Here is a 19,400-nt window from a genome sequence, read left to right on the forward strand (position 1 = left end):
TAAACCGATGATCGCGATCGAAGGCGTCAACAAGTTCTACGGCATCTACAAGGCGCTCGATAACGTCTCGCTGGACATCGCCGCCGGGGAGTTCTTCTCGCTGCTTGGCCCGTCGGGCTGCGGCAAGACCACACTGCTGCGCTCGATCGCCGGCTTCGACACCCCGACCGAAGGCGATATCCGCATCGACGGGCAGTCGGTCATAGGCGTTCCGCCCAACCACCGCCCGACCAACATGGTCTTCCAAAACTACGCGATTTTCCCGCATCTCAATGTCGAGGAGAATGTCGCCTACGGCCTGAAGCGGCTGAAGCTCGAAGCCTCCGAGGAGCGCCGCCGCGTCGCCGCCGCGCTTGAGCAGGTGCGGCTCGGCCATCTCGGCAAGCGACGGGCGCACGAACTGTCGGGCGGGCAGCGCCAGCGGGTGGCACTGGCGCGCGCCCTGGTCATGCGCCCGAAGGTGCTGCTTCTCGACGAGCCGCTGTCGGCGCTCGACAAGAAGCTGCGCGAGGAGATGCAGGTGGAGCTGCGCACGCTGCAGCGCGCTGTCGGCATCACCTTCATCCTCGTCACCCACGATCAATACGAGGCGCTGGCGCTGTCCGACCGGATCGCTGTGATGTTCGGCGGCCGGATCGCGCAAGTCGCGACGCCGAAGGAAATCTACCAGCGGCCCAACACGCGCCAGGTCGCCGATTTCCTCGGCGGCATGAATTTCATGAAGGCGCGGGTGACCAATGAGACGGCGACACGCATTTCCGTCGAGACCCCGCGCTTCGGCGGCGTCACCGTCGACAAGCCGCTCGGCTTCGTCGCCCGCAACGGTGCAGCGACGGTCGGTATCCGGCCGGAGCGGTTGCGCGTTCTCTGGGACGATGCCCGCTCCGACTTCGAGGTCGCGGGCAAGGTGGTCGACCGGCACTATTTCGGCGAAATCACCCACCTCATCGTCGATATCCCGGGTCTCGAACAGCCGCTCTCGGTTTCGGAAACCAACAATTTCGGCGCCGACGACATTCCGGTCGGCGATACGGTACGGCTGGCCTACGACCCGGATGCGCTGGTTGCGGTAGCGGACTGACAACAATGCGGCGAGCCGTGTCGCACGGCTCGCCGCTGTCTCCACTCAATAACCGGACTTGATCTTCTCGAATTCCGCGATCATGCGCTGGCGCAGCTCGATCGGCATCGGTGACTGGAATAGCGTGTTGGCAAGGAACTTCGAGACATCCGCGTACCCCTTGTCGGCAAGGATTTTCGGATCGACCTGCGCCATGCCGCGGGCATTGGCATGTCCGTAGCCCCAGGCATCGACCATATAGGACGTGATCGCAGGGTCGGAGATCGAGTTGAGGAAATCATACTGCTCATCGACGGGGGCCGTCGACCCCTTGAGCCGGACATAACCACAGACCCAGGTCGAAAGCCCCTCAGCCGTATCCTTCTTGATCGCCGCCGGAACGCCGTCGGCCTGAAGCGTCGTCGCCGTCTCGTTCCAGGCCCAGGCAAGATCGACCTCGCCGCTGGCGATCGCCTGGCTCAAATCGGTGTTGTCGGTCCAGTAGAGGCGGACGTTCTTGTGCACCTCTCGCAGGAAATCGGAGGCCTGCTTGAACTGCTCGTCGGTCATCGTTGTCCAGTCCTTGACGCCGATGGCGAGGCTCGCCAGCGCATAGGCGTCGTCGACATTGTCGCCGATCGAGACCCGGTCCTTGAACTTCGGGTCGGCAAAGGCCTTCAGCGACTTGACCTCGTCCTCCTTCACCGTGTCGCTGCGGTAGGTCAGCACCGTATTGCCCCACTCGAAGGGCAGCAGCCAGGCCTTGCCGTCCGGCGTCGTCACCAGCCCCTTCATGGCGGCGATGGCGGGATCGATATCGTTCCAGTAGGTCAGCTTCGAGGTGTCGAGCGGCTCTATCAGCCCGGCCTCGCGCCATTTCGCCACACTCTGCGAACAGGGATGGGCGAGGTCGGCCTTGAAACCGGAGCGCAGCTTCTGGAAGGCCTCCTCCTCGTCGCCGAAGAAACTGAAGTCGGGTTCGTCGCCGTGCTTTGCGGTGTAGGACGGATGGAAGGCCGGGTCCTCGTAGCCGGACCAGTCGAAGATCGTGAGGTTCTCGGCGGCAAGCGCCGGCAGGGCGGTGGTTGAGACAAGCGAGGCGATGAAGGCGCCTCCCAAGATGTGCCTGCGCGCGTTCACCAATGTCATTGCCAACCTCCTCTATCCGGCCATTCCGGCGTTATCGTTCCCTATTTCGGCCCTTCCCGGGTGAAATGCTTCGGGAAGGCGACGAGCAGATATTCGACAGCCGCCGCGAACGCCTTTTCGCGCGTCAGCCCGTCGCCCATCATCAGCCGCAGCCACAGCCCTTCCATCGATGCACAAAGCGCCAGCGTCATGCCATCAGGGTCATAGGCATAGCCGCCTTCGTTCTTCAGCGTCTGGCAAAGCGCCAGGAAAATATCCTGATACTTGACGTCGCGCGCGCCGCAGAGCGCCTGATAGGTCGGCCGCGACTTTGCCTCGCCCCAGAAGGCGCACCAGGCCGCCAGTTTGCGCTTGGTGCAGATCTTGCGATCAAAGTCGCAGGCAACGAGCGCCCAGAGTTGGGCGGCCGCCTTGTCGCCGGCTTTCTCAAGTGCTGCACCCCAATTGGCAGCATACTCGTCCGCCATGAACTGCAGCGTGGCGATCAGCAGCTTTTCCTTGCTCTCGAAATGGAAGTTGACGATGCCGCGCGACAGGCCGGCGCCATCGGCGACGTCTGCCAGCGTCGTTTCCGAGTAGCCGCGCTTGGCAAGCGAATCGATCGTCGCCTCGATCAGCTGCTGCCGCCGCGTTTCCTTCGACGCCTTGCGCCCACGCTTTTCCGTGTCCGCCGCTTCACGCACTTCAGGGGTGAGTTTCATCCGTACCGCCGTCTCGTTCTTCTTCAGGCGCAGGTGCATGTCATGCATCCCGCCGCATCGGCTTGATGCCCCGCAGATGAGTGGGACAATGCTCACCACTGTCAAGCACCTTCTGCATGGCCGTCCAGGTCCGGATATTCTTGGCCACATAGGCCTCACCGACGGCCGCGACCGCCGCCGAATGCAGTGGTCCCTCAAGGCGTGAAAGCTCCTGTCGCGCAACGTCGCGATACCATTCATTGCGGCTTTCGGCACGCGTTTCCACGAATCCGGCTCCCTTCATGGCTGCGAGATAGGTCGCGGCGGACGCCATGCCGAAGCTCAAGCCTTCGGCCTTGAGATAGGCCCGCATGTCCTCGGAGGGTTCGTCGTCATGGGCGATCAGCCAGTCGGAAGCGGCAAAGGTGCCGCCCGGCGAAAGCACGCGAAAGATGTCGGAAAACATCTCCCGCTTGTCCGGCACGTGAACCAGCGCATCCTTGGAAAACACCATGTCGAAACTGCCGTCGACGAAGGGCAACCGGCCGGGCGGAGCCTGGATGAAGGAGACACCGGCAAGACCGGCACGGTCGGCAGCCTGCCGCGCATGAAAGATCACTGGCGCCTCGACGTCGAAGCCCGTGATGGCAAGAGGATGGTGGGTTCGGGCGATGTGCAGCGTCACGCCTCCGGCGCCGCAGCCGAGATCAAGGACGCGCTTTCCACCGATCTCGACGCCTGCGAGCGCGCGCTCGACCTCTTCGGGCCCGCCGGGCGAAAGATAGCCTTCCCCCCACAGCACCTGAAGAAAACGGATCGCCGTATCGTCGTATTCGACGGCGTGCTCCGCTTCTTGATCGACCGACGACATCCCGTCTCCTTGCCATATCAACCCTTGCTAAAAATCCTACCGCATTATCAGAGGATTGCAACATATTTGCTGAACGCTCATTCAAAATGGATGGACAACATTCTGCTTTCCGTGTCATTTTTTGATCAACGACAAGGGGAGCCACATGAAAAAATATGACGTGGTGATGATCGGAGGAGGACATAACGGCCTGGTCGCCGCCTGCTATCTGCAGCGGGCGGGGCTGAATGTCGTCGTCCTTGAAAAGAACGACTGGGTTGGGGGTGCTGCCACCAGCCGCGAGCTGACGCCCGGCTTTCTTTATTCGAACTGTTCCTATGTCTGCTCGCTCTTCCGCCCGGAAATCATGCGCGACCTCGAACTGCCGAAACATGGGCTGCAGGTGATCTCCTACGAGGGTGGCGCGGTCCTGACCCGCGACGGCGACTATCTCGCCTCCTATCGCGACCACGATTCCCACCGCCGCGAATTCGCCCGCTACTCCAAGCGCGATGCCGAAGCCTATGAGCGCTACGCCCGCGACGTTACCCGGCAGTGCCGCTTCATCCAGCCGCTTCTGATGCGCACCGCCCCCGACCCGCTCAGCTTCAAGCCGCGCGACATCTCCGAACTGATCTATCTCGCCAAGAAGTTCGGTGAGTTCTCGGCGGCCGAAATGGCGGCGACCTTGCGCTTCTGGACCATGTCGATCGCCGATTTCCTCGACGAGTACTTCGAGACCGACGTGATCAAGGCCTATCTGGCGCTCTCGGGCATCATCGGCACGGCGCTTGGGCCGATGTCGCCGGGCACGGCCTATGTGCTCCTGCACCACTATATGGGCGAGGTCGACGGTTCGGTCGGCGCCTGGGGTTATGCCCGCGGCGGCATGGGTGCCGTCACCAAGGCGCTTGCCTCCTCGTTCCAGGCCGCGGGCGGCACGATCCGAACCGGCGCCGACGTCGCCAAGGTCCTGACCCGCGGCGGACGTGCCCAAGGCGCCGTGCTTGCCGACGGCGAAGAGGTTCACGGCCGCCTCGTCGTCTCCAATGCCGACGTCAAGCGCACATTTTTGAAACTCGTCGACGAGGACTCCCTGCCGGAGCGCTTCGTCCACCGCGTCAGACATTTCAAGATGCGCGGATCCTCCGGCAAGCTCAACATCGCGCTCGACAGCCTGCCGGAATTCCCCGCGCTGCCTGCCGGTTCCTCCTGCATCCGCGGCGACCTGCATTTCACCGACAGCGTCGAGCGCATGGAGCGGGCCTATGACGACTGGAAGGCCGGGCGCTGGTCGGCCGACCCCTTCGTCGACATGATGATCCCGACGACGCTCGACCCGACGATGGCGCCGCCGGGAAAACACTTCGTCTCCTGCTTCGTGCAGTACTGTCCGCCGAAGGTGGAAGGCCGGGACTGGACCGATGCCGACCGGGACGCCTTCGCCGAGACGGTGGTCAAGCAGATCAGCGACTATTCGCCGGGCTTTCGCGACCGCATCCTGCACATGGAGGTGCGCACGCCGCGCGAGATCGAGCAGGAAGTCGGGCTGACGGAAGGCAACATCTTCCAGGGCGAGCTCACCTTCGACCAGTTGCTCTTCAACCGCCCGGTTCCGGGTTATGCGCAATATCGCAGCCCTGTGCGCGGCCTCTACATCTGCGGCTCCTCGACCCACCCGGGCGGTGGCGTCATGGGCGCACCCGGCCGCAACGCCGCCGCCGAGATCCTGCGCGACCTTCGCCACAACCCCTCTGACAGGATGAGCCCGGCCCATGACGTCATTTGATGCCATCGTCATCGGCGGCGGGCACAATGGCCTGACTGCCGCCACCTTCCTCGCCCGCTCCAGCCGCAAAGTCTTGCTCGTGGAGGCCAGCGACACGCTCGGAGGGGCCGCACGCGGCTATTCCTTCCACCCGGGCTTTTCGAGCCCGGGGCTTGCCCATATCGTTAACCGGCTTGATCCCGAAGTGGCGGACGCCATTGCGCTCGACAGCAGCCGCGATAGGCCGGCGCCGACCGTCGTCCTGGCCCCGAGCGGGCGTCACGCGGTGCTGCGCGGCGGCTATGGCGAGACCATCGACGGCGTATCGCCGGACGAAGCCAGGCGCTTCCAGGAGATGCGCGGCAAGCTGATCTTTCAGGCCGGCATTCTCAAACGGTTCCTCAGGCGGCGCCCGCCCGAGATCGGCGAGATGGCGCTGACCGACCTCGCCGCGCTGGCCGGCGCCGGGCTCGGGCTCTTGCGCAAGGGGCGCGAGGAGAGCCGCGACTTCCTGCGCATGCTGTTGATGAATGTCGCCGATATCGCCGACGAGTATCTGACCGACGACCGATTGAAAGCACTCATTGCCTTCGACGCGACGCTCGGCATCCACCTCGGCCCCCGGTCGCCGACCTCGCTGCTCGGCCTCTATTATCGCCTGACCGGCGAGATGCAGGGGGTGACCGGCGCCCAGCAGATCGCCGGCAGCGGCGGGCGTTCGACGATCGCAGCCTTTGAGACAGCGGCGATCAGGGCGGGCGTGACCGTTCGGACCGGCACGCGGGTCGAGCGCATCGTTGCGGACCGGGGCCGCGCCAGCGCCATCGTGCTTTCCTCCGGCGAAACGATCGAGGCTGCGGCCATCGTCTCGGCGATCCACCCGAAGGCGACGCTCACAAATCTCGTCGATGCCGCCGAGATCGGCACCGGCTTTCGCCGCGCCATCAGCAACATCCGCTCGAAGGGCAATGTCGCCAAGCTCGATCTGGCCCTTGAGCGCGTGCCGGCGTTTCCCGGCGTTGCCGCCGCCGATCTCCACGGCCGGCTGGTGATAGCCCGTTCGGTCGATCATGTCGAGGAGGCGTTCAATCCGGCGAAATACCGCCGGTTCTCGGAGGATCCGGTGATGGAGATCACGCTGCCGAGCCTCGGCGATCCGTCGCTGGCGCCTCCTGGCGGTTGCACGCTCTCGGCGCTGATCGAGTTTGCGCCCTATGGGCTCGCCGAGGGCTGGGACAAGGGCAAGCCTGTCTTCCAGAAGATCGTGCTCGACACGCTGGAACGCTACGCGCCCGGCCTTGGCGAAAGCATCGTCGCGGCCAGCCTGCTGACGCCCACCGATATCGAAGAACGCTACAACCTGCCGGGCGGGCACTGGCACCACGGCGAACTCCAGGCCGACCAGTTGCTCGTCAACCGCCCGGTCAACGCGGCGTCCGGTTACGCAACGCCGCTGCGTGGCCTCTATCTCGCAAGCGCCGGCTCGCATCCGGGAGGCGGCATCTCCGGCCTGCCCGGCCTGCTCGCGGCACGCCAGGTTCTTTCGGAGAAACGCTGATGACGATGCATCCGACCGCCCTTCGCCGCGCAGCCCAGGGCCATATCCAGACGCCGCGGCTGGAAACGCCGTTCCACGCGCGGCTTGCAGCGCTCAGCGAAACCAACGACTGGTACAGCTGGGCGGGCTACAAGGCGCCGCACTCGATCTTCGACACGGAGCTCGAATATTTCGCGATCCGCTCGACCGCGGCGCTGTTCGACATCTCGCCGATGGTGAAATACCGCATCCGCGGCACGGATGCCCAGCGCTATCTCAACCGGCTGACGCTGCGCAATGTCGAAAAGCTCGGCGTCGGCCGGGTGCACTACACCGCCTGGTGCGACGACCACGGTCATGTGCTCGACGACGGCACGCTCTTTCGCTTGGGACCAGCCGACTTCCGCCTCTGCTGCCAGGAACGGCACCTGCCCTGGCTGCTCGACAGCGCGGCCGGCTTTGCCGTCGAAATCGCAGAAGAGACCAGCGAGATCGCGGCGGTCGCCCTGCAGGGCCCAACGTCCTTTGCCGTGCTTGAGGCCGCGGGCTTTGCCGGCATCGAAGCCCTGAAACCCTTTCAGCTCGCCGCCTTCCCGCACCTTGACGGAACGGTCACCGTCTCGCGCACCGGCTTTACCGGCGACCTCGGCTACGAACTCTTCGTCGATGCCAGGCAGGCACTCAGCCTCTGGGACCGGCTGTGGGCGGCCGGCACCGGTTTTGGCCTGAAGGCGATCGGCTACGACGCGCTCAACCGCGCCCGCGTAGAAGCCGGCTTCATCGTCGCCAACGCCGATTTCATCACCGCCGAGGCCGCGCTTCGTGCGGACCGCGAGCGTTTGCCCGACGAAATCGGCCTCGACTGGCTGGTGGACGCGGAAAAGCCCTACTTCAACGGGCGCGACGCGATTTTCCGGGCACGGGAAAAGAACGCGCTGAAGCACATCCTTGTCGGCCTCGAGATCGAGGGCAACATCCCGGCCGAAGGCGCAATCGTCTATCACCGCGGCAAGAAGGAGGTCGGCCTGGTCACGGCCGCCATCTGGTCGCCGCTTACGAAACGCAACATCGCCATCGCCACGCTTTCGCGTCCTTACGGCAGCAGGGTCGTCGACGATCTCTGGGTCGAGATCTATGCGCTGCGGGAGCTGCAATACCAGAAGCTGATGAAACGGGCCCGCGTCGTCGCGCGGCCCTTCGTCAAGCTCGATCGCCGCTCGGCCAATCCACCCGGACGCTTCTGAGGCTGATGGCATGGACGACGAGGAAAAGCGGCACTGGGAGATGATCAGGTTGCCGGCCGGAACCGAGTGGTCCGGCCGCGCGCGTTATGCGGCGGCCATGTTCTTCTACCAGCACGGCCTGATGGATGCTGAAACGCTCGAGGTCTATCGGATCTGCTCTCGTCTCGATGCCGAGGACCCCGCTGCCGTTCTGCGGCGCTACAAGATCGGCGTTGATTGGTTGGCCCAGCTGGAAGGCTCCGTCGATCCGTAACCTCCCCGAGGGAAATGGAGTTGGGTGGTGAGACTTCTAGCGCCCGGCCGCTGCATCACGACGTGGAAATGCCGCGTCCTGCGTGATTAAAGACCTGGCGCGACGGCATTGAATCACCCGCGACAGCGGCATCGGCTTCTGCGTGTTGTCGCTGATTTTGTCGTCGCGGGTTCGGCGGAAATGAGGCGCAAGCGCGTCTCGGCAACCACGCCCCATTCGCTCCTACGTCTGCTGTTTGCGAGCATGACTGCAGTTGGCGTCGCGGAAGCATGGATGCCGCGTCACGCTGGATCTCACGCAAGCGTTGACCTGAAAGCGCCACCGTCGAGCAGGATGTTCTGGCCGACGATGTAGCCTGCGTGCTGGCTGCAAAGAAATGCCGCGGTCGCGCCGAACTCGTCAATCGTGCCGAAGCGACCGGTCGGATTCTCCGCATGCGCCTGCTGCCGCGCCTGTTCAAGTGAGATACCCTGCATTTCAGCCCTTCGCTGGAGAAGCGCGGCTACACGATCAGTCTCATGCGAGCCCGGCAGGAGGTTGTTGATCGTTACCCCATGTTTCGCGACTTGCCTTGCAGTGCCGGCCACGAAACCGGTCAACCCGCTGCGCGAGGCGTTGGACAGGCCCAACTCCGCGATCGGTGACTTTACTGACGCGGAGGTGATGTTGATCACACGCCCCCAGCCCCTGTCGATCATGCCGGGCAGAACCGCCTTCATCAGCAGGATCGGGGTCAGCATGTTGGCGTTCAAGGCGTTCAACCAATCGTTCGCTTCCCAATCGGACCACAGCCCCGGCGGCGGTCCTCCTGCATTGGTCACGAGGATGTCGGCTTTCGGTTCTGCTTCGAGAAGCTGTTGCCTCCCTTCTACGGTCGTCACGTCGGCTACCACGGCATAGACTTCGCCACTTGTCAGCGCGCGAAGCTCCCTTGCGGTGGCCTCCAGCGTTTCATGGCTCCGACCATTGAGGGTAACGATCACGCCCGCCTCTGCGAGCTTCTGCGCCACGCCTCTGCCCAGCCCTTTTGAACTCGCACAGACGATCGCGCGCTTGCCCCTTATTCCCAGATCCATCGTGGTTCCGTCCTTCTATCGGATTGCATCTTTTGCGATTTTTTCAACCGCATCGACGAGGTCCTCAACCTCTCCCACAGTGTTGTAGTAACTGACCGAGGCCCGGGCTATTTCCTGTAGTCCGCGCGCTGTCATGTCGAACGGCGTGTAGGGTACGCCGTTTGCCCCAATCGAGATACTTTTCTCGGCCAGCTTGCTTCGCACAACCGATGCGGAAATTCCCTCCACGGTGAAAGAGACGAGGCCTGACTGTTTCGTGCCAAGGTCGCGCACCGTCACTCCCGGAATGCACGCCAACCCTTCCCGAAGCTGGGTTGCCAGGAAGGCAATGCGGGCTTGGATCGCCTCGACGCCCAATTCCGAAGCCAGCGCGATCGCCTCGCCGAGCCCGAGAAGCAGCGATATCGGCGCTTCGGATGTTTCGAATAGACGAGCGTCTTTCCTCAGTTCGACTTTTCCTTCCACGAGAGGGCAGGAGCTTACGTCGACGAAACCGGGATTGAGCGTCTCAAGGAACTTGGAGCGAATGTAGACGAGAGCCGTTCCGCGCGGCCCTCTAACGTATTTCCTGCCAGCCGCCTTGAGGACATCGCAACCTATCTTCGACACGTCGATCGGGAGCTGACCAAGCGCTTGTCCGGCATCCACGAAGTATGGGACGCCCGCGGCGTTGGCTACCTGCCCGATGGCTTCGGCATCGTTTATCAGTCCGCCGTTGGCAGGAAGCCATGTCAGCGAGATCAGACGCACCTTGTCGTCGAGCATTGCAGAAAGAGCGTTCGCATCGACACTGCCGTCGTCCAGGCAGGGAATGATCTCGATGCTTGCGCCGGCATGGCTTGCCGCACGCTGCATCGATGCGACGTTGCCGCCCCATTCCTGTCGGCCGATGAGAATGCGGTCGCCCGACCTCAGCGGTGGCAAAGCGGCAAACACGTTTCCCCAAAGGGCAGACCCCGATCCACCGAACGCAACCTCGCCTTCTTCGGCGCCGATGAATCTGGAAGCGTTGGTACGGAGCATCGCGAGCTCGTCCGTAACTAGCGCGGCAGCTTCCATCGGACCTCGCGTGGATTCCAGCATCAGGTGACCGACAATGGCTTCGGTGACGCGCCTTGGCGGCAGCGAAGCTCCGGCGTGATTGAAGTGCCTGCGCGCGGCGCAGCCGGGTGTGTCGCTACGCAGGCAGTCGATTCTTGCGTCGCTCAGCACCTGGCCGCCTCCAGTTCCACGACCGCGTCGATCTCGACGGCTGCCCCAGCGGGAAGCGAACTGACACCAATGGCGGCCCGCGTGTGCTGTCCGGCTTCGCCGAACACAGCGACCATCAGGTCGGAGGCACCGTTTGCGATCTTCGACTGATCTTTGAACGCGCTCGTTGCCGCAACGAACACGCCGAGCTTGACAATACGACGGACAGACGAAAGCGAACCGTCCGTTTTGGCGGCGATCTGCCCCAAAACGTTGAGGGCGGCGATACGCGCCGCGTGTACCCCCTGCTCCTGCGAGATGTCCGCACCCAAGGTGCCCGCGACGATCTCACCATTCGGCGCCCTGCTGATCTGACCGGAGATGAACAGGAGGTCGCCCGTTCGGACCACCGAAATGTAGTTCGCAGCCGGAGAGCTCGGCGCGGGCAGTTCCAAGCCAAGGGTAGCCAGTTGGTCACGGATCGAAATCGTCATCGCTTTCTCCTTTTCTTTCTTGCTTCATGGAAGAAATCCGAGGAGCCCGCCAATTCAAAGCTTTGCGCCCTGCGATCGAATTTGTTAATGTCAGCTGTCAATCATCCGCGAGGCATCGGCACGTTGCGAAGTTCCCCATCCCTCCCACCTCTTTCCGCGGCCAGGGTCTTTCAGGTGGTCGCAAAACGAGGGAGCTTCCGATTGGCCGGCGAGGAACTGCTCATTACCCAAAGCGCGGTGAGCCACCACATCAAGCAGCTCGAGAGTGCTCTGGGCACTCCGCTCTTTCGTCGGATGAGCAAAAGCATAGAGCTGACCGAGGCAGGCACGATGTTTCTTGCCACCGTTGACGAGGCTTTCGCTGTGCTATCGGAGGGCACCGCGAAGGTGCGCTCGCGTTCCGGGCAGACCAGCTTGCGTGTGAGCCTGCTCCCCTCTTTCGCCGCGAACTGGCTGGTCAACAGACTTGGCGGTTTCCTCAAGAGCCATCCAGCGATCGAACTCGAATTGGATCCGACGCTGCGAATTGTCGATGTCGGGCGCGGAGAAGCCGATATCGCGATCCGATTCGGCGATTTTGGCGCGAGCAAACAGTCCTGCCTGCACCTGGCAAACGAAGATTTGTCTCCGGTGCTGAGCCCGGCTCTTTATGGAGACGGATCCCGGTTCCAATCCCCCTTCGACCTTCTCAACCACGAGATATTGCAGGCCAAGAGCGGCCTCGAGTGGCAGCTTTGGTCGCAGGCAGCCGGATTTCCGCTTGAGAAGGCCAAGCAGACCCGCCTGACTGACTACAACATCGTATTGCAAGCTGCTCTTGATGGTCAGGGCGTCGCCATGGGACGCGGTCTCCTTGTTCGTGAGCATGTTCGGGCCGAGCGGCTCATCAGGCCTTTCTCAGCAACCTTGAGCTCACAGAAAGCAGCGTACTGGGCAGCCTTCGACCCGCTCTCGAAAAAACGTTCAGCGATCGAAGCGTTTGTCGGCTGGTTGAAGAACGAGATGACCCTATCGGCGTAGGGAGCCGTGCGGCCCAAGGTCTGATCGATGCAAAGTTTAAGGGTGATCCCCAGATTGTCATCTCTCTACTCGACGGACAGTCGAACACAACATCATTGAGCGATGCAATTCGTGCATTTCAAAGACGCGTGCGGCGGAGTGGCGGCGATCAGAGACCGCGCTGCCCCTCAGCGTGAAATGCCCCCTCACCTCATCTGCCCGGCCACGTCAGCGACCGGGCGATGTCGATGATGTCGTCCGTGCACCGAGGGATCCTGTCATTGGCCGCTCGGGTGAGGTGAGCGCGAGCCTTGTTCTTTTCTCGCCGTAGACGGCTCGCTTGGTTCATCCTCCATCCGGGCTAATGGCGGCACGGCCAAACGCATGATAGTTTTATATTACTAATTGCGAATATACGGGTGCTTGTTTTGGGCGCGACATAGTTCGCATTCCTTGCGCAGCTGCCGGTGGAAGATACTTCCGGCCGACTTTCGTCTCGTCTCCAACATTCGCGGGAAGCCGAGGCAGAACGCAACGGGATCGCTCGGACCGCCGCGCGGCAGGCTTATGGGGGGCTGGGCGGGGTGCGACCGGCAACTGCGCCGGGTTGATCTCGCATTGCGTACGAGTGGGAGGGGACATGCTGAAAAATATGATGCTGTTGTTGATCTCGCTCACCGTGGCGCTCGGTGTCGGGGAAGCAATGCTGCGCATGTTTACGCCGTTTCCGATCGGCACACGGACACACAAGAGCATCGACGAGAAATATGGCTATCGCCTCGATCCGGCGCTGGGCGACGTCGACAAGGACGGCTTTCGGGATCCTCCTGGAGTAGGCGATGACTTCCAGGTCGCGGCGATCGGCGATTCGATGACCTATGGCAACAACGTTGACAGCGCGCATTCCTGGCCGGCGGCTTTTGCGGCAATGACGGGCGAGCGCACGTACAACTTCGGTGTTGGAAGCTACGGTATCTACACTTATCACGCCATCGTGCACGATGCTTTGGCCGCGGGCGCGAAAGGCAACATTGTCGCCGTTTTCCCTGCCAACGACTTCGCGGTCGTCTTTTCCGCCTGTGATATCATGAAGGCTCGTTCCGACTTCTGGCTCTCAGAGCAGAAGCGGCTTCATCTGCAGGCCCTGTTTGGTGACGCGCGAGGCTATTCGATGTGCGCCGAGGAGCAATCCGAGAGCATCAAGACGAAGCTTGTCGAGAATGTCGCGATCCTGAGTGCCTATCACCATGAGATAGCGGAACGACTGAAGAGTCTTTACGCCAGACTGTTCAAGCCAGGCGATGGGGAAACATCCGAATACTATACATTTCCGGACGGGTGCCCTTCGGTCCTGAAGCGCTATGTCGACGACCACGGCCGGATGGCGGATCTGGCGTCGCCCGAAACCGCAGCAATGTTTGGCGACTTCCAGCGGTTTGCGGCCGATTGGGCACAGCAGCGGCCGGGGCGGGTCGGCATTCTGCTCATTCCGTCAAAAGAGCGCGTGATTTTCGAATGGCTGCGTCGCCATGACCGGCTGGCGTCAGCCGCGCCGGAGTTTGTACTCAGCGTTGAACGCCAAATTGCCCTTGAGGACAAGATTCGCCAGACCGCAGAGGAGCTCGGTTTGCCGTATCACAGCGCGCTGGCCGCAACCGCCGATGCCCTGCAGGATGCGATCCTTGCCGGGCAACGCCTTTATCCTGAACGAGACGGCCATCCGTTTGAAGCCGGTTACAACGCGTTCGCACGGACAGCATCATCACTTTGGGATGAGATGACGGTGAGGGCCGCTCAGGCTGGCGACTAGTCGCCGATCGAAAAGCTCACTGAGGGGGCAAGTGAGGAATGAACGCTGTGCCGATGCGCGAGATTCCCACGTCTTGGGCCAGGCAACCCTCTGCTCGACGCGGCGCACGAGCTTGGCGTCGAGCAGAGTTCAGACTGAATGACGTTGACCATTACGCCTGATGGTCAACGTCACCCCTTGAAACCGCGGAGCGGGCGCGGTCAAAGCACCAGCAAATCTGGACCAACTCGCTTGGCCAATTTGCTAATCGCCCCTGGCGGTTCAGAATTCCTGCCAATCGCTGCTGACATCGAGTGCTGCGCTCCCGTGGTAAGCTGCCGTCCTACGTGTCGACCGGAGCGGCTGAGTGCTGTCGGTCCTTGTGGGGGTGCGAGCGTTCGCGAGAGACGTCTCCGCTATGCCCTGAAGCTTGAATTGGCTGACAAGCTCCCTTAGGCGCACGGCCTCATTGGCAAGCGTGTTGGATGCCGCATTGGACTGCTCCACCATTGCCGCATTCTGCTGCGTCGTCTGATCCATCGCGTTGACGGCGGTGTTGACTTCGGCAAGCCCGACGGACTGCTCTTTAGCCGACGTCGCGATTGACTCCATATGGACGTTGATTTCGACAATAAAGCCACTGATCGTCTTCAACGCGGAGCCTGCGTCCCGGACGAGCTTCACACCGTTCTCCACCTCTGCGGAGGAGTTGTGAATGAGACCTTTGATTTCCTTGGCTGCCTGCGCCGAACGCTGCGCCAGCTCTCGAACTTCCTGGGCAACAACCGCAAAGCCCTTGCCGGCTTCGCCCGCCCGGGCCGCCTCTACCCCGGCGTTGAGGGCAAGAAGGTTCGTCTGAAACGCAATCTCGTCGATAACGCCGATAATGTTGGAAATCTGCTGCGAACTTTCCTCGATCTTTCGCATGGCCTCTTCGGCGTGGGACACGACCTGGGCGGATTCAGCGGCCGAATGGTTGGCGCGGCTTGCCACCGCCTTGGCCTCCTCGGTTCGTTTGGAGGAATTGGCGACGTTGACGGTAATCTCGTCGAGCGCCGCGGCGGTCTCCTCAAGTGAGGCTGCCTGCTGCTCCGTTCGCTTTGAAAGATCGTCCGTTCCGACGGCGATCTCGCGCGTGCCGGTATCAAGGGTCGAAATCGATCCTGAAATCTGCACAAGGGTCGTGCCAAGTTGGGCGACTGACTGATTGAAATCGTGGCGAAGCGCTTCGAAATCCTGCGCGAAGGCATTATTGAGCTGGAAGGCCAGATCGCCGGATGCCAGCCTCTTCAGGCCAGCTGCCAGGCCCGACGTTGCGACGCGCAATCGTTCGGTGGCATCGGCTTCAGCCTTTTCCTGCATGGCAATGCGCTCGAACTCGGCGCGTTTGCGGCTTTCTGCGGCGTCCTGTTCGAGCCGCCGGTTCGTGATGGCGCCCTGGCGGAAGACTTCAAGCGCCTTGCCCATGTCACCGATTTCATCGGAATTGCGCGCAAGTTCGATCTGGGCGTCCAGCTGCCCCTCGGCAACGAGGCCCATCGAAGTCCCAAGCCTGTACATGCCTCCGATAATGCGTTTGAAGGTGACAAATCCGACGATGACAAGCATGAGCGCCAAAGCGGACATGGCGATGGTGATAAGGGTCCAGTAGAACGATGCCTCGACATTGGCTTCGTCGACCGCGGCTTGCGTGCGATGCTCCAATTTCACGTAGAAAGCATCCACCGGCTTCATGATCTCAGCCTTGAACCGGTGGTAGTCCGGCGAGTTGAGCATTTTCGTCGCTTTGCCCTTGGCTTCGGGCCCAAGTGTGGCGGCGTTGTCAACGAGCTCCATCGCCTCGGTTTCAAGCTTGATCAGCGCATCGGAGCGCTTTCCCGCCTCGTCGAGAAGGGCGAATTCCTCCTTGGTGAAACCGGCCTGCTTCATCAGGTCCTGCATGGACACGGCCGCCCCGTCAGGACGCGGCTTTGCGTCCCCGCCGGCGACGAAATCCCAATAGATGCGGTGATAGTCTTCAGGCCGAGGCCGCGTTCCATTGCGGATTTCAACGACCGCATTGTATTGGTCCTTGAAGGAACGGTCCCCGGTCTCCGCGTAGGTACGCACAAGCCGGGTCAAATCATCCGACGATTGCCGGAAGTTGTCAGCCAACATGTAGGAACGATATTTCTGGTCGTATGCACGCGTAACATCGGCTGCGGCACCCGCGTAGCCCCAAAGGCTGGCGACGAGGCCAGCCATGGTCATACCGGTGACCGATGCCAGAACGATGAATTGGCTCTTAATTCTCATGACGACGATTCCTGATGCGGATATCGCTGCTGGCGCGCCGAATTCATTTCTTCGCCAGAGGCCATACCTCACATGAAAGCAGGTAGACCGGACTGCATTGCCCGAAACAAGTATCCCCTAGAATAAATTGGTTATTGAACCGATAATCTATGTTGAGGATACAACGTAATTTCAAGAAACTCTGAATATTCCCTTTTAGGTTGCAGAATTTTTTATAATAATTTGTGGTTTACCTCTTTCTGGTTGGTCGCGCATATCGCTGCTATAGCGCCTGATATCGAAGATTATACCTTCTAATGGTTGAGATAAGTCGCTACAATTTCTGAGCGAGAAGTTAGAGACTGCGCGGTCCTGCCGCGGAAAGACCAAAGCCTCGGCCGTTCAACCAGGTCACGATGCTAATCCAACAAGGATCGCCAACGGTGAAACGACCGGAACCTGGGACGATTGCTGTTCAACTACTACCTGGCGAAGACCAGCAACATATTGTTGGCAGGCATCTCGATCGTCTCGCGGAGATTTAGTCCAGCGGCCTCAGCCGCTTGCTCAAGCTCAACGATATCACGCACACCCCAGGATGGGTTTCGCTCCCTTAGAGCGGCGTCGAAGGTAGCGTTCGAAGGGGCGTTGTGTGCGCCATCGCGCATGTAGGGGCCGTAGAGAACAAGAAGCCCACCCGCACGAAGCAAACGGCCAGCCCCTGCAAACAATCCCAAGCTTGCCGCCCATGGCGCGATATGGATCATATTGATCGACACGATGGCGTCAAAATGCCCCGCTTTCTCGACACCCCATTGTCCTGAGCACACATCAATATCCAGCGGTGGCAGCACATTCTCCTGCCCTGCGAATTTGACCCAGCTGGACGTGCTCGCGCGTGCGTCGGCATCCGGATCGCTCGGCTGCCAGGTGAGGTTCGGCATTGCTCCCGCAAAACACACGGCGTGCTCGCCGGTCCCGCAACCAATCTCCAGTATGGCCCCATGTGCTGGAAGGACGCGTTTCAGGACCGCGAGGATGGGCGCCGAATTTCGCGCAACGGAAGGCGAGAACATGCGCTTGTCAGCAGTTGCGCTGCGCTTTTCCAGCGCAACAGACGAACGATCCTCCTTCTTTGTGGGCATAGGTCTTGCATCTCCGTTGGGCGCTGTGCTTTTCGGACGGCGCCGGGGCCAGCTCTTCGGCATCCAGATGATTGCTATGGCGGCCCGTCTGCTGCCGCAAGCGGTGAACGACAGATTGCGAGCTTAACGGCCTGGCATTCAATCTCGACGCAGCACTTCCAACGCTGCCCGATGAAGTTCCTCATTCGCGGCCATGAGAACGGCGTCGTAGCGCGATGCATCGACAAGCCGACGCCCATCCCAGTCAGTGACGATCCCCCCAGCGGCTTCGATGATGGGGAGTTGCGGAAGGATATCATAATCGAACACGTTGCTTTCGAGCAGGAGATCAATGCTCCCGAGGGCAAGGAGGCCGGCGGCGTAGCAATCGTGCGAGAAGCGCGTGAAGCGGACGTTTGCCGCGAGTGAAGCGAAGCGGCTTCGATGAGCGTCGTCGAACTGTTCGAGGGCAGAGGTGTAGAGGATGGTTTCATCCAGCCGGGTTCTCTCGCTGGTGCGGATTGGCTCTTCGTTGAGCGTGGCTATGCTGCCCCTGCCGAGCCAGCGCTCGTCAGTGACCGGCTGGTTGATGAGGCCGAGAACGGGCTTGCCGTGATGAAGCAACGCGATCTGCGTGCCGAAGGCGAGCGAACCTGAGAGGAAAGACTTCGTTCCGTCGATAGGGTCGAGCACCCAGACCCACTCGGCATCTGTGCGGCATGCGCCGAACTCCTCACCCCGGATGCCGTGCTCTGGAAACGCACACTCGATCATCCGGCGCATGACCGTTTCGGCATCACGGTCGGCGACGGTCACCGGGCTGGCGTCGGCCTTCGCGTCAATAGGAATGCGCTTGCGGAACCAGGGACGGATCGCTTCGGCGGCGGCATCCGCCATGGCATGGGCAAGAGCGAGAAAGGCTGGAGGACAGGCATCTGCTTCGGTCATCGGTTTACACTTTCGGCTTCGGTGGCGATCTTCTCGAGCATCGCCCTGATGGTTTGGACCTGCTGATGCGCGGCCTCGGCCTCCTGCCGCAGGCGCGCAGCGAGATCGCCGCCTCCCAAATCGGTGAAACTCGCGGAGCGGGCGGCGATGAAAGGATCGGCCGCCTCCCCCGGAAACCGCAGGGCGGGCGCGAAATAGCCCTCCTCCTCCTCGAGCCCGAAGGAGACGACCTGCGGCCGGTCATCGCCGAGCAGCAGCAGTTCCACCAACATCGCCTCGAGCGGCAGTTGCCCTTCACCGGACAGGCAGGCGAGATGAGCCCAACCACCGCGATCCGGCTGCACCAGGCAATCCTTGACATGCGCTTCGGTGATATGCGGAGCCTGGGCCGCAAGGGCCGGCATGGGCAGTTCACAGGCGTTGATCATATTGCCGAAGTCGAACAGCAGGCTGAGGCGCGGATTGTCGACGGCCTCGATGATACGGACGAGCTCCTCGGATTTCAGGTCTTCGTGCTGTTCCAGCGTGTAACGCAACCGACCCTGCGGGTCGAAATCGGCGAGGCGCCTGAGATCGGCGATCGTCCACGCGATGATCTGTGACACCCGGCCCTCGTAGCGCGGATAGCAGCGCAGGGAGGTCGCTCCTGCGGCAAGCGCAATGCGCACCGCGTCGGAAAGACCGGCTTCCCCGGTGGTGCTGGTTTCGACATGAAGTTCGAGCCCCAGCACCTTCACTTGTGTGGCGAATGCGGCAAGCGCATCGTCGCCCATCCGGCCAAGGCTGGCCTTTTCCCCATCGTCGACATGCAGCTTGAGGCCGGACAGACCCTGCGCCGCAGCGAACTCGGCAAGGTCGAGCGGTGCCATACCCCCGAAACGCATGTTGAGATGAAAGGCATAGGCATGCGCAAACAGCTGTGCGGAGCGCGCCCGCGCGACGAGCTGGCCGCGCTTCACCGAAG

The 19,400-nt window shown here is 61.8% G+C and carries 17 protein-coding genes; 7 read left to right on the top strand and 10 right to left on the bottom strand.

Annotated elements, in window-relative coordinates; genetic code table 11:
• Window positions 1-7 precede the first annotated feature (7 nt).
• Entirely contained in the window at window positions 8-1,081 is a 1,074-nt protein-coding gene (locus tag OKW20_RS21790) for an ABC transporter ATP-binding protein (protein WP_043625258.1), read from the top strand.
• 45 nt (window positions 1,082-1,126) lie between these two features.
• On the opposite strand, the gene OKW20_RS21795 is transcribed toward OKW20_RS21790, so the two are convergent.
• From OKW20_RS21795 to OKW20_RS21805, 3 genes are read right to left on the bottom strand one after another with little or no spacing between them, the layout of a single operon-like run.
• Window positions 1,127-2,209 carry an extracellular solute-binding protein gene (locus tag OKW20_RS21795; protein ID WP_429175199.1) on the bottom strand — a complete coding sequence of 361 codons (1,083 nt, stop codon included), beginning with the start codon at window positions 2,207-2,209 and terminating at the stop codon, window positions 1,127-1,129.
• Between the two features lie 41 nt (window positions 2,210-2,250).
• Window positions 2,251-2,910: a TetR family transcriptional regulator C-terminal domain-containing protein gene (locus tag OKW20_RS21800; protein ID WP_429175811.1), complete on the bottom strand. Its 660-nt coding sequence runs from the start codon at window positions 2,908-2,910 to the stop codon at window positions 2,251-2,253.
• Window positions 2,911-2,950: 40 nt separating this feature from the next.
• The gene (locus OKW20_RS21805; protein WP_429175201.1) at window positions 2,951-3,760 is read right to left on the bottom strand and encodes a class I SAM-dependent methyltransferase; all 810 of its coding nucleotides are present in this window, start codon (window positions 3,758-3,760) and stop codon (window positions 2,951-2,953) included.
• Between the two features lie 145 nt (window positions 3,761-3,905).
• Between OKW20_RS21805 and OKW20_RS21810 the strand changes: the two genes are divergently transcribed.
• From OKW20_RS21810 to OKW20_RS21825, 4 genes are read left to right on the top strand one after another with little or no spacing between them, the layout of a single operon-like run.
• A complete protein-coding gene (locus OKW20_RS21810; RefSeq protein ID WP_429175205.1) occupies window positions 3,906-5,528 on the top strand; it encodes a phytoene desaturase family protein in 1,623 nt (540 codons plus the stop codon).
• On the top strand, window positions 5,515-7,065 hold the full coding sequence (locus OKW20_RS21815) for a phytoene desaturase family protein (RefSeq protein ID WP_429175207.1): 1,551 nt from the start codon (window positions 5,515-5,517) through the stop codon (window positions 7,063-7,065). The genes OKW20_RS21810 and OKW20_RS21815 overlap by 14 nt, the downstream gene beginning before the upstream one ends.
• Window positions 7,065-8,288 carry an aminomethyltransferase family protein gene (locus OKW20_RS21820; RefSeq protein WP_429175210.1) on the top strand — a complete coding sequence of 408 codons (1,224 nt, stop codon included), beginning with the start codon at window positions 7,065-7,067 and terminating at the stop codon, window positions 8,286-8,288. Before OKW20_RS21815 ends, OKW20_RS21820 begins: the two co-directional genes overlap by 1 nt.
• Window positions 8,289-8,298: 10 nt before the next feature.
• Complete coding sequence (locus OKW20_RS21825; protein WP_429175212.1) at window positions 8,299-8,541, top strand: hypothetical protein; 243 nt, start codon at window positions 8,299-8,301, stop codon at window positions 8,539-8,541.
• A gap of 293 nt (window positions 8,542-8,834) precedes the next feature.
• Here OKW20_RS21825 and OKW20_RS21830 read toward each other — a convergent pair whose 3' ends face one another.
• The 3 genes from OKW20_RS21830 to OKW20_RS21840 are packed head-to-tail and all read right to left on the bottom strand — an operon-like array spanning window position 8,835 to window position 11,302.
• Window positions 8,835-9,617, bottom strand: coding sequence for an SDR family oxidoreductase (locus OKW20_RS21830; RefSeq protein WP_429175215.1), 783 nt, complete (start codon window positions 9,615-9,617; stop codon window positions 8,835-8,837).
• Window positions 9,618-9,632: 15 nt separating this feature from the next.
• Complete coding sequence (locus tag OKW20_RS21835; RefSeq protein ID WP_429175218.1) at window positions 9,633-10,829, bottom strand: aminotransferase class V-fold PLP-dependent enzyme; 1,197 nt, start codon at window positions 10,827-10,829, stop codon at window positions 9,633-9,635.
• Window positions 10,823-11,302, bottom strand: a complete 480-nt coding sequence (locus OKW20_RS21840; protein ID WP_429175221.1) for a RidA family protein — start codon at window positions 11,300-11,302, stop codon at window positions 10,823-10,825. Before OKW20_RS21840 ends, OKW20_RS21835 begins: the two co-directional genes overlap by 7 nt.
• An 87-nt stretch (window positions 11,303-11,389) precedes the next feature.
• Here OKW20_RS21840 and OKW20_RS21845 point away from each other — a divergent pair, with 87 nt between their 5' ends.
• Window positions 11,390-12,322, top strand: coding sequence for a LysR substrate-binding domain-containing protein (locus OKW20_RS21845; RefSeq protein WP_429175224.1), 933 nt, complete (start codon window positions 11,390-11,392; stop codon window positions 12,320-12,322).
• 619 nt (window positions 12,323-12,941) lie between these two features.
• Window positions 12,942-14,111 (top strand): hypothetical protein, encoded by a 1,170-nt coding sequence (locus tag OKW20_RS21850; RefSeq protein WP_429175226.1) that lies wholly within the window; start codon window positions 12,942-12,944, stop codon window positions 14,109-14,111.
• Window positions 14,112-14,372: 261 nt separating this feature from the next.
• Here the strand turns inward: OKW20_RS21850 and OKW20_RS21855 are convergent, their stop codons facing one another.
• From OKW20_RS21855 to OKW20_RS21870, 4 genes are all read right to left on the bottom strand, one after another.
• Window positions 14,373-16,334 (bottom strand): methyl-accepting chemotaxis protein, encoded by a 1,962-nt coding sequence (locus OKW20_RS21855; protein ID WP_429175228.1) that lies wholly within the window; start codon window positions 16,332-16,334, stop codon window positions 14,373-14,375.
• Between the two features lie 512 nt (window positions 16,335-16,846).
• Window positions 16,847-17,509: a DUF938 domain-containing protein gene (locus OKW20_RS21860; protein ID WP_429175231.1), complete on the bottom strand. Its 663-nt coding sequence runs from the start codon at window positions 17,507-17,509 to the stop codon at window positions 16,847-16,849.
• Window positions 17,510-17,647: 138 nt separating this feature from the next.
• The gene (locus OKW20_RS21865; RefSeq protein WP_429175234.1) at window positions 17,648-18,436 is read right to left on the bottom strand and encodes an inositol monophosphatase family protein; all 789 of its coding nucleotides are present in this window, start codon (window positions 18,434-18,436) and stop codon (window positions 17,648-17,650) included.
• Window positions 18,433-19,305 (bottom strand): sugar phosphate isomerase/epimerase family protein, encoded by an 873-nt coding sequence (locus OKW20_RS21870; RefSeq protein WP_429175237.1) that lies wholly within the window; start codon window positions 19,303-19,305, stop codon window positions 18,433-18,435. Before OKW20_RS21870 ends, OKW20_RS21865 begins: the two co-directional genes overlap by 4 nt.
• Between the last annotated feature and the right edge of the window lie 95 nt (window positions 19,306-19,400).

This window comes from Ensifer sp. LBL, from assembly GCF_050435225.1.
Classification (GTDB): Bacteria; Pseudomonadota; Alphaproteobacteria; order Rhizobiales; family Rhizobiaceae; genus Ensifer.

Coding starts and splice junctions, on each gene's coding strand:
- OKW20_RS21790 (WP_043625258.1), top strand. CDS start 8: ATGATCGCGATCGAAGGCGTCAACAAGTTCTACGGCATCTACAAGGCG.
- OKW20_RS21795 (WP_429175199.1), bottom strand. CDS start 2,209: ATGACATTGGTGAACGCGCGCAGGCACATCTTGGGAGGCGCCTTCATC.
- OKW20_RS21800 (WP_429175811.1), bottom strand. CDS start 2,910: ATGAAACTCACCCCTGAAGTGCGTGAAGCGGCGGACACGGAAAAGCGT.
- OKW20_RS21805 (WP_429175201.1), bottom strand. CDS start 3,760: ATGTCGTCGGTCGATCAAGAAGCGGAGCACGCCGTCGAATACGACGAT.
- OKW20_RS21810 (WP_429175205.1), top strand. CDS start 3,906: ATGAAAAAATATGACGTGGTGATGATCGGAGGAGGACATAACGGCCTG.
- OKW20_RS21815 (WP_429175207.1), top strand. CDS start 5,515: ATGACGTCATTTGATGCCATCGTCATCGGCGGCGGGCACAATGGCCTG.
- OKW20_RS21820 (WP_429175210.1), top strand. CDS start 7,065: ATGACGATGCATCCGACCGCCCTTCGCCGCGCAGCCCAGGGCCATATC.
- OKW20_RS21825 (WP_429175212.1), top strand. CDS start 8,299: ATGGACGACGAGGAAAAGCGGCACTGGGAGATGATCAGGTTGCCGGCC.
- OKW20_RS21830 (WP_429175215.1), bottom strand. CDS start 9,617: ATGGATCTGGGAATAAGGGGCAAGCGCGCGATCGTCTGTGCGAGTTCA.
- OKW20_RS21840 (WP_429175221.1), bottom strand. CDS start 11,302: ATGACGATTTCGATCCGTGACCAACTGGCTACCCTTGGCTTGGAACTG.
- OKW20_RS21845 (WP_429175224.1), top strand. CDS start 11,390: ATGTCAGCTGTCAATCATCCGCGAGGCATCGGCACGTTGCGAAGTTCC.
- OKW20_RS21850 (WP_429175226.1), top strand. CDS start 12,942: ATGCTGAAAAATATGATGCTGTTGTTGATCTCGCTCACCGTGGCGCTC.
- OKW20_RS21855 (WP_429175228.1), bottom strand. CDS start 16,334: ATGGCTGGCCTCGTCGCCAGCCTTTGGGGCTACGCGGGTGCCGCAGCC.
- OKW20_RS21860 (WP_429175231.1), bottom strand. CDS start 17,509: ATGCCCACAAAGAAGGAGGATCGTTCGTCTGTTGCGCTGGAAAAGCGC.
- OKW20_RS21865 (WP_429175234.1), bottom strand. CDS start 18,436: ATGACCGAAGCAGATGCCTGTCCTCCAGCCTTTCTCGCTCTTGCCCAT.
- OKW20_RS21870 (WP_429175237.1), bottom strand. CDS start 19,305: ATGGCACCGCTCGACCTTGCCGAGTTCGCTGCGGCGCAGGGTCTGTCC.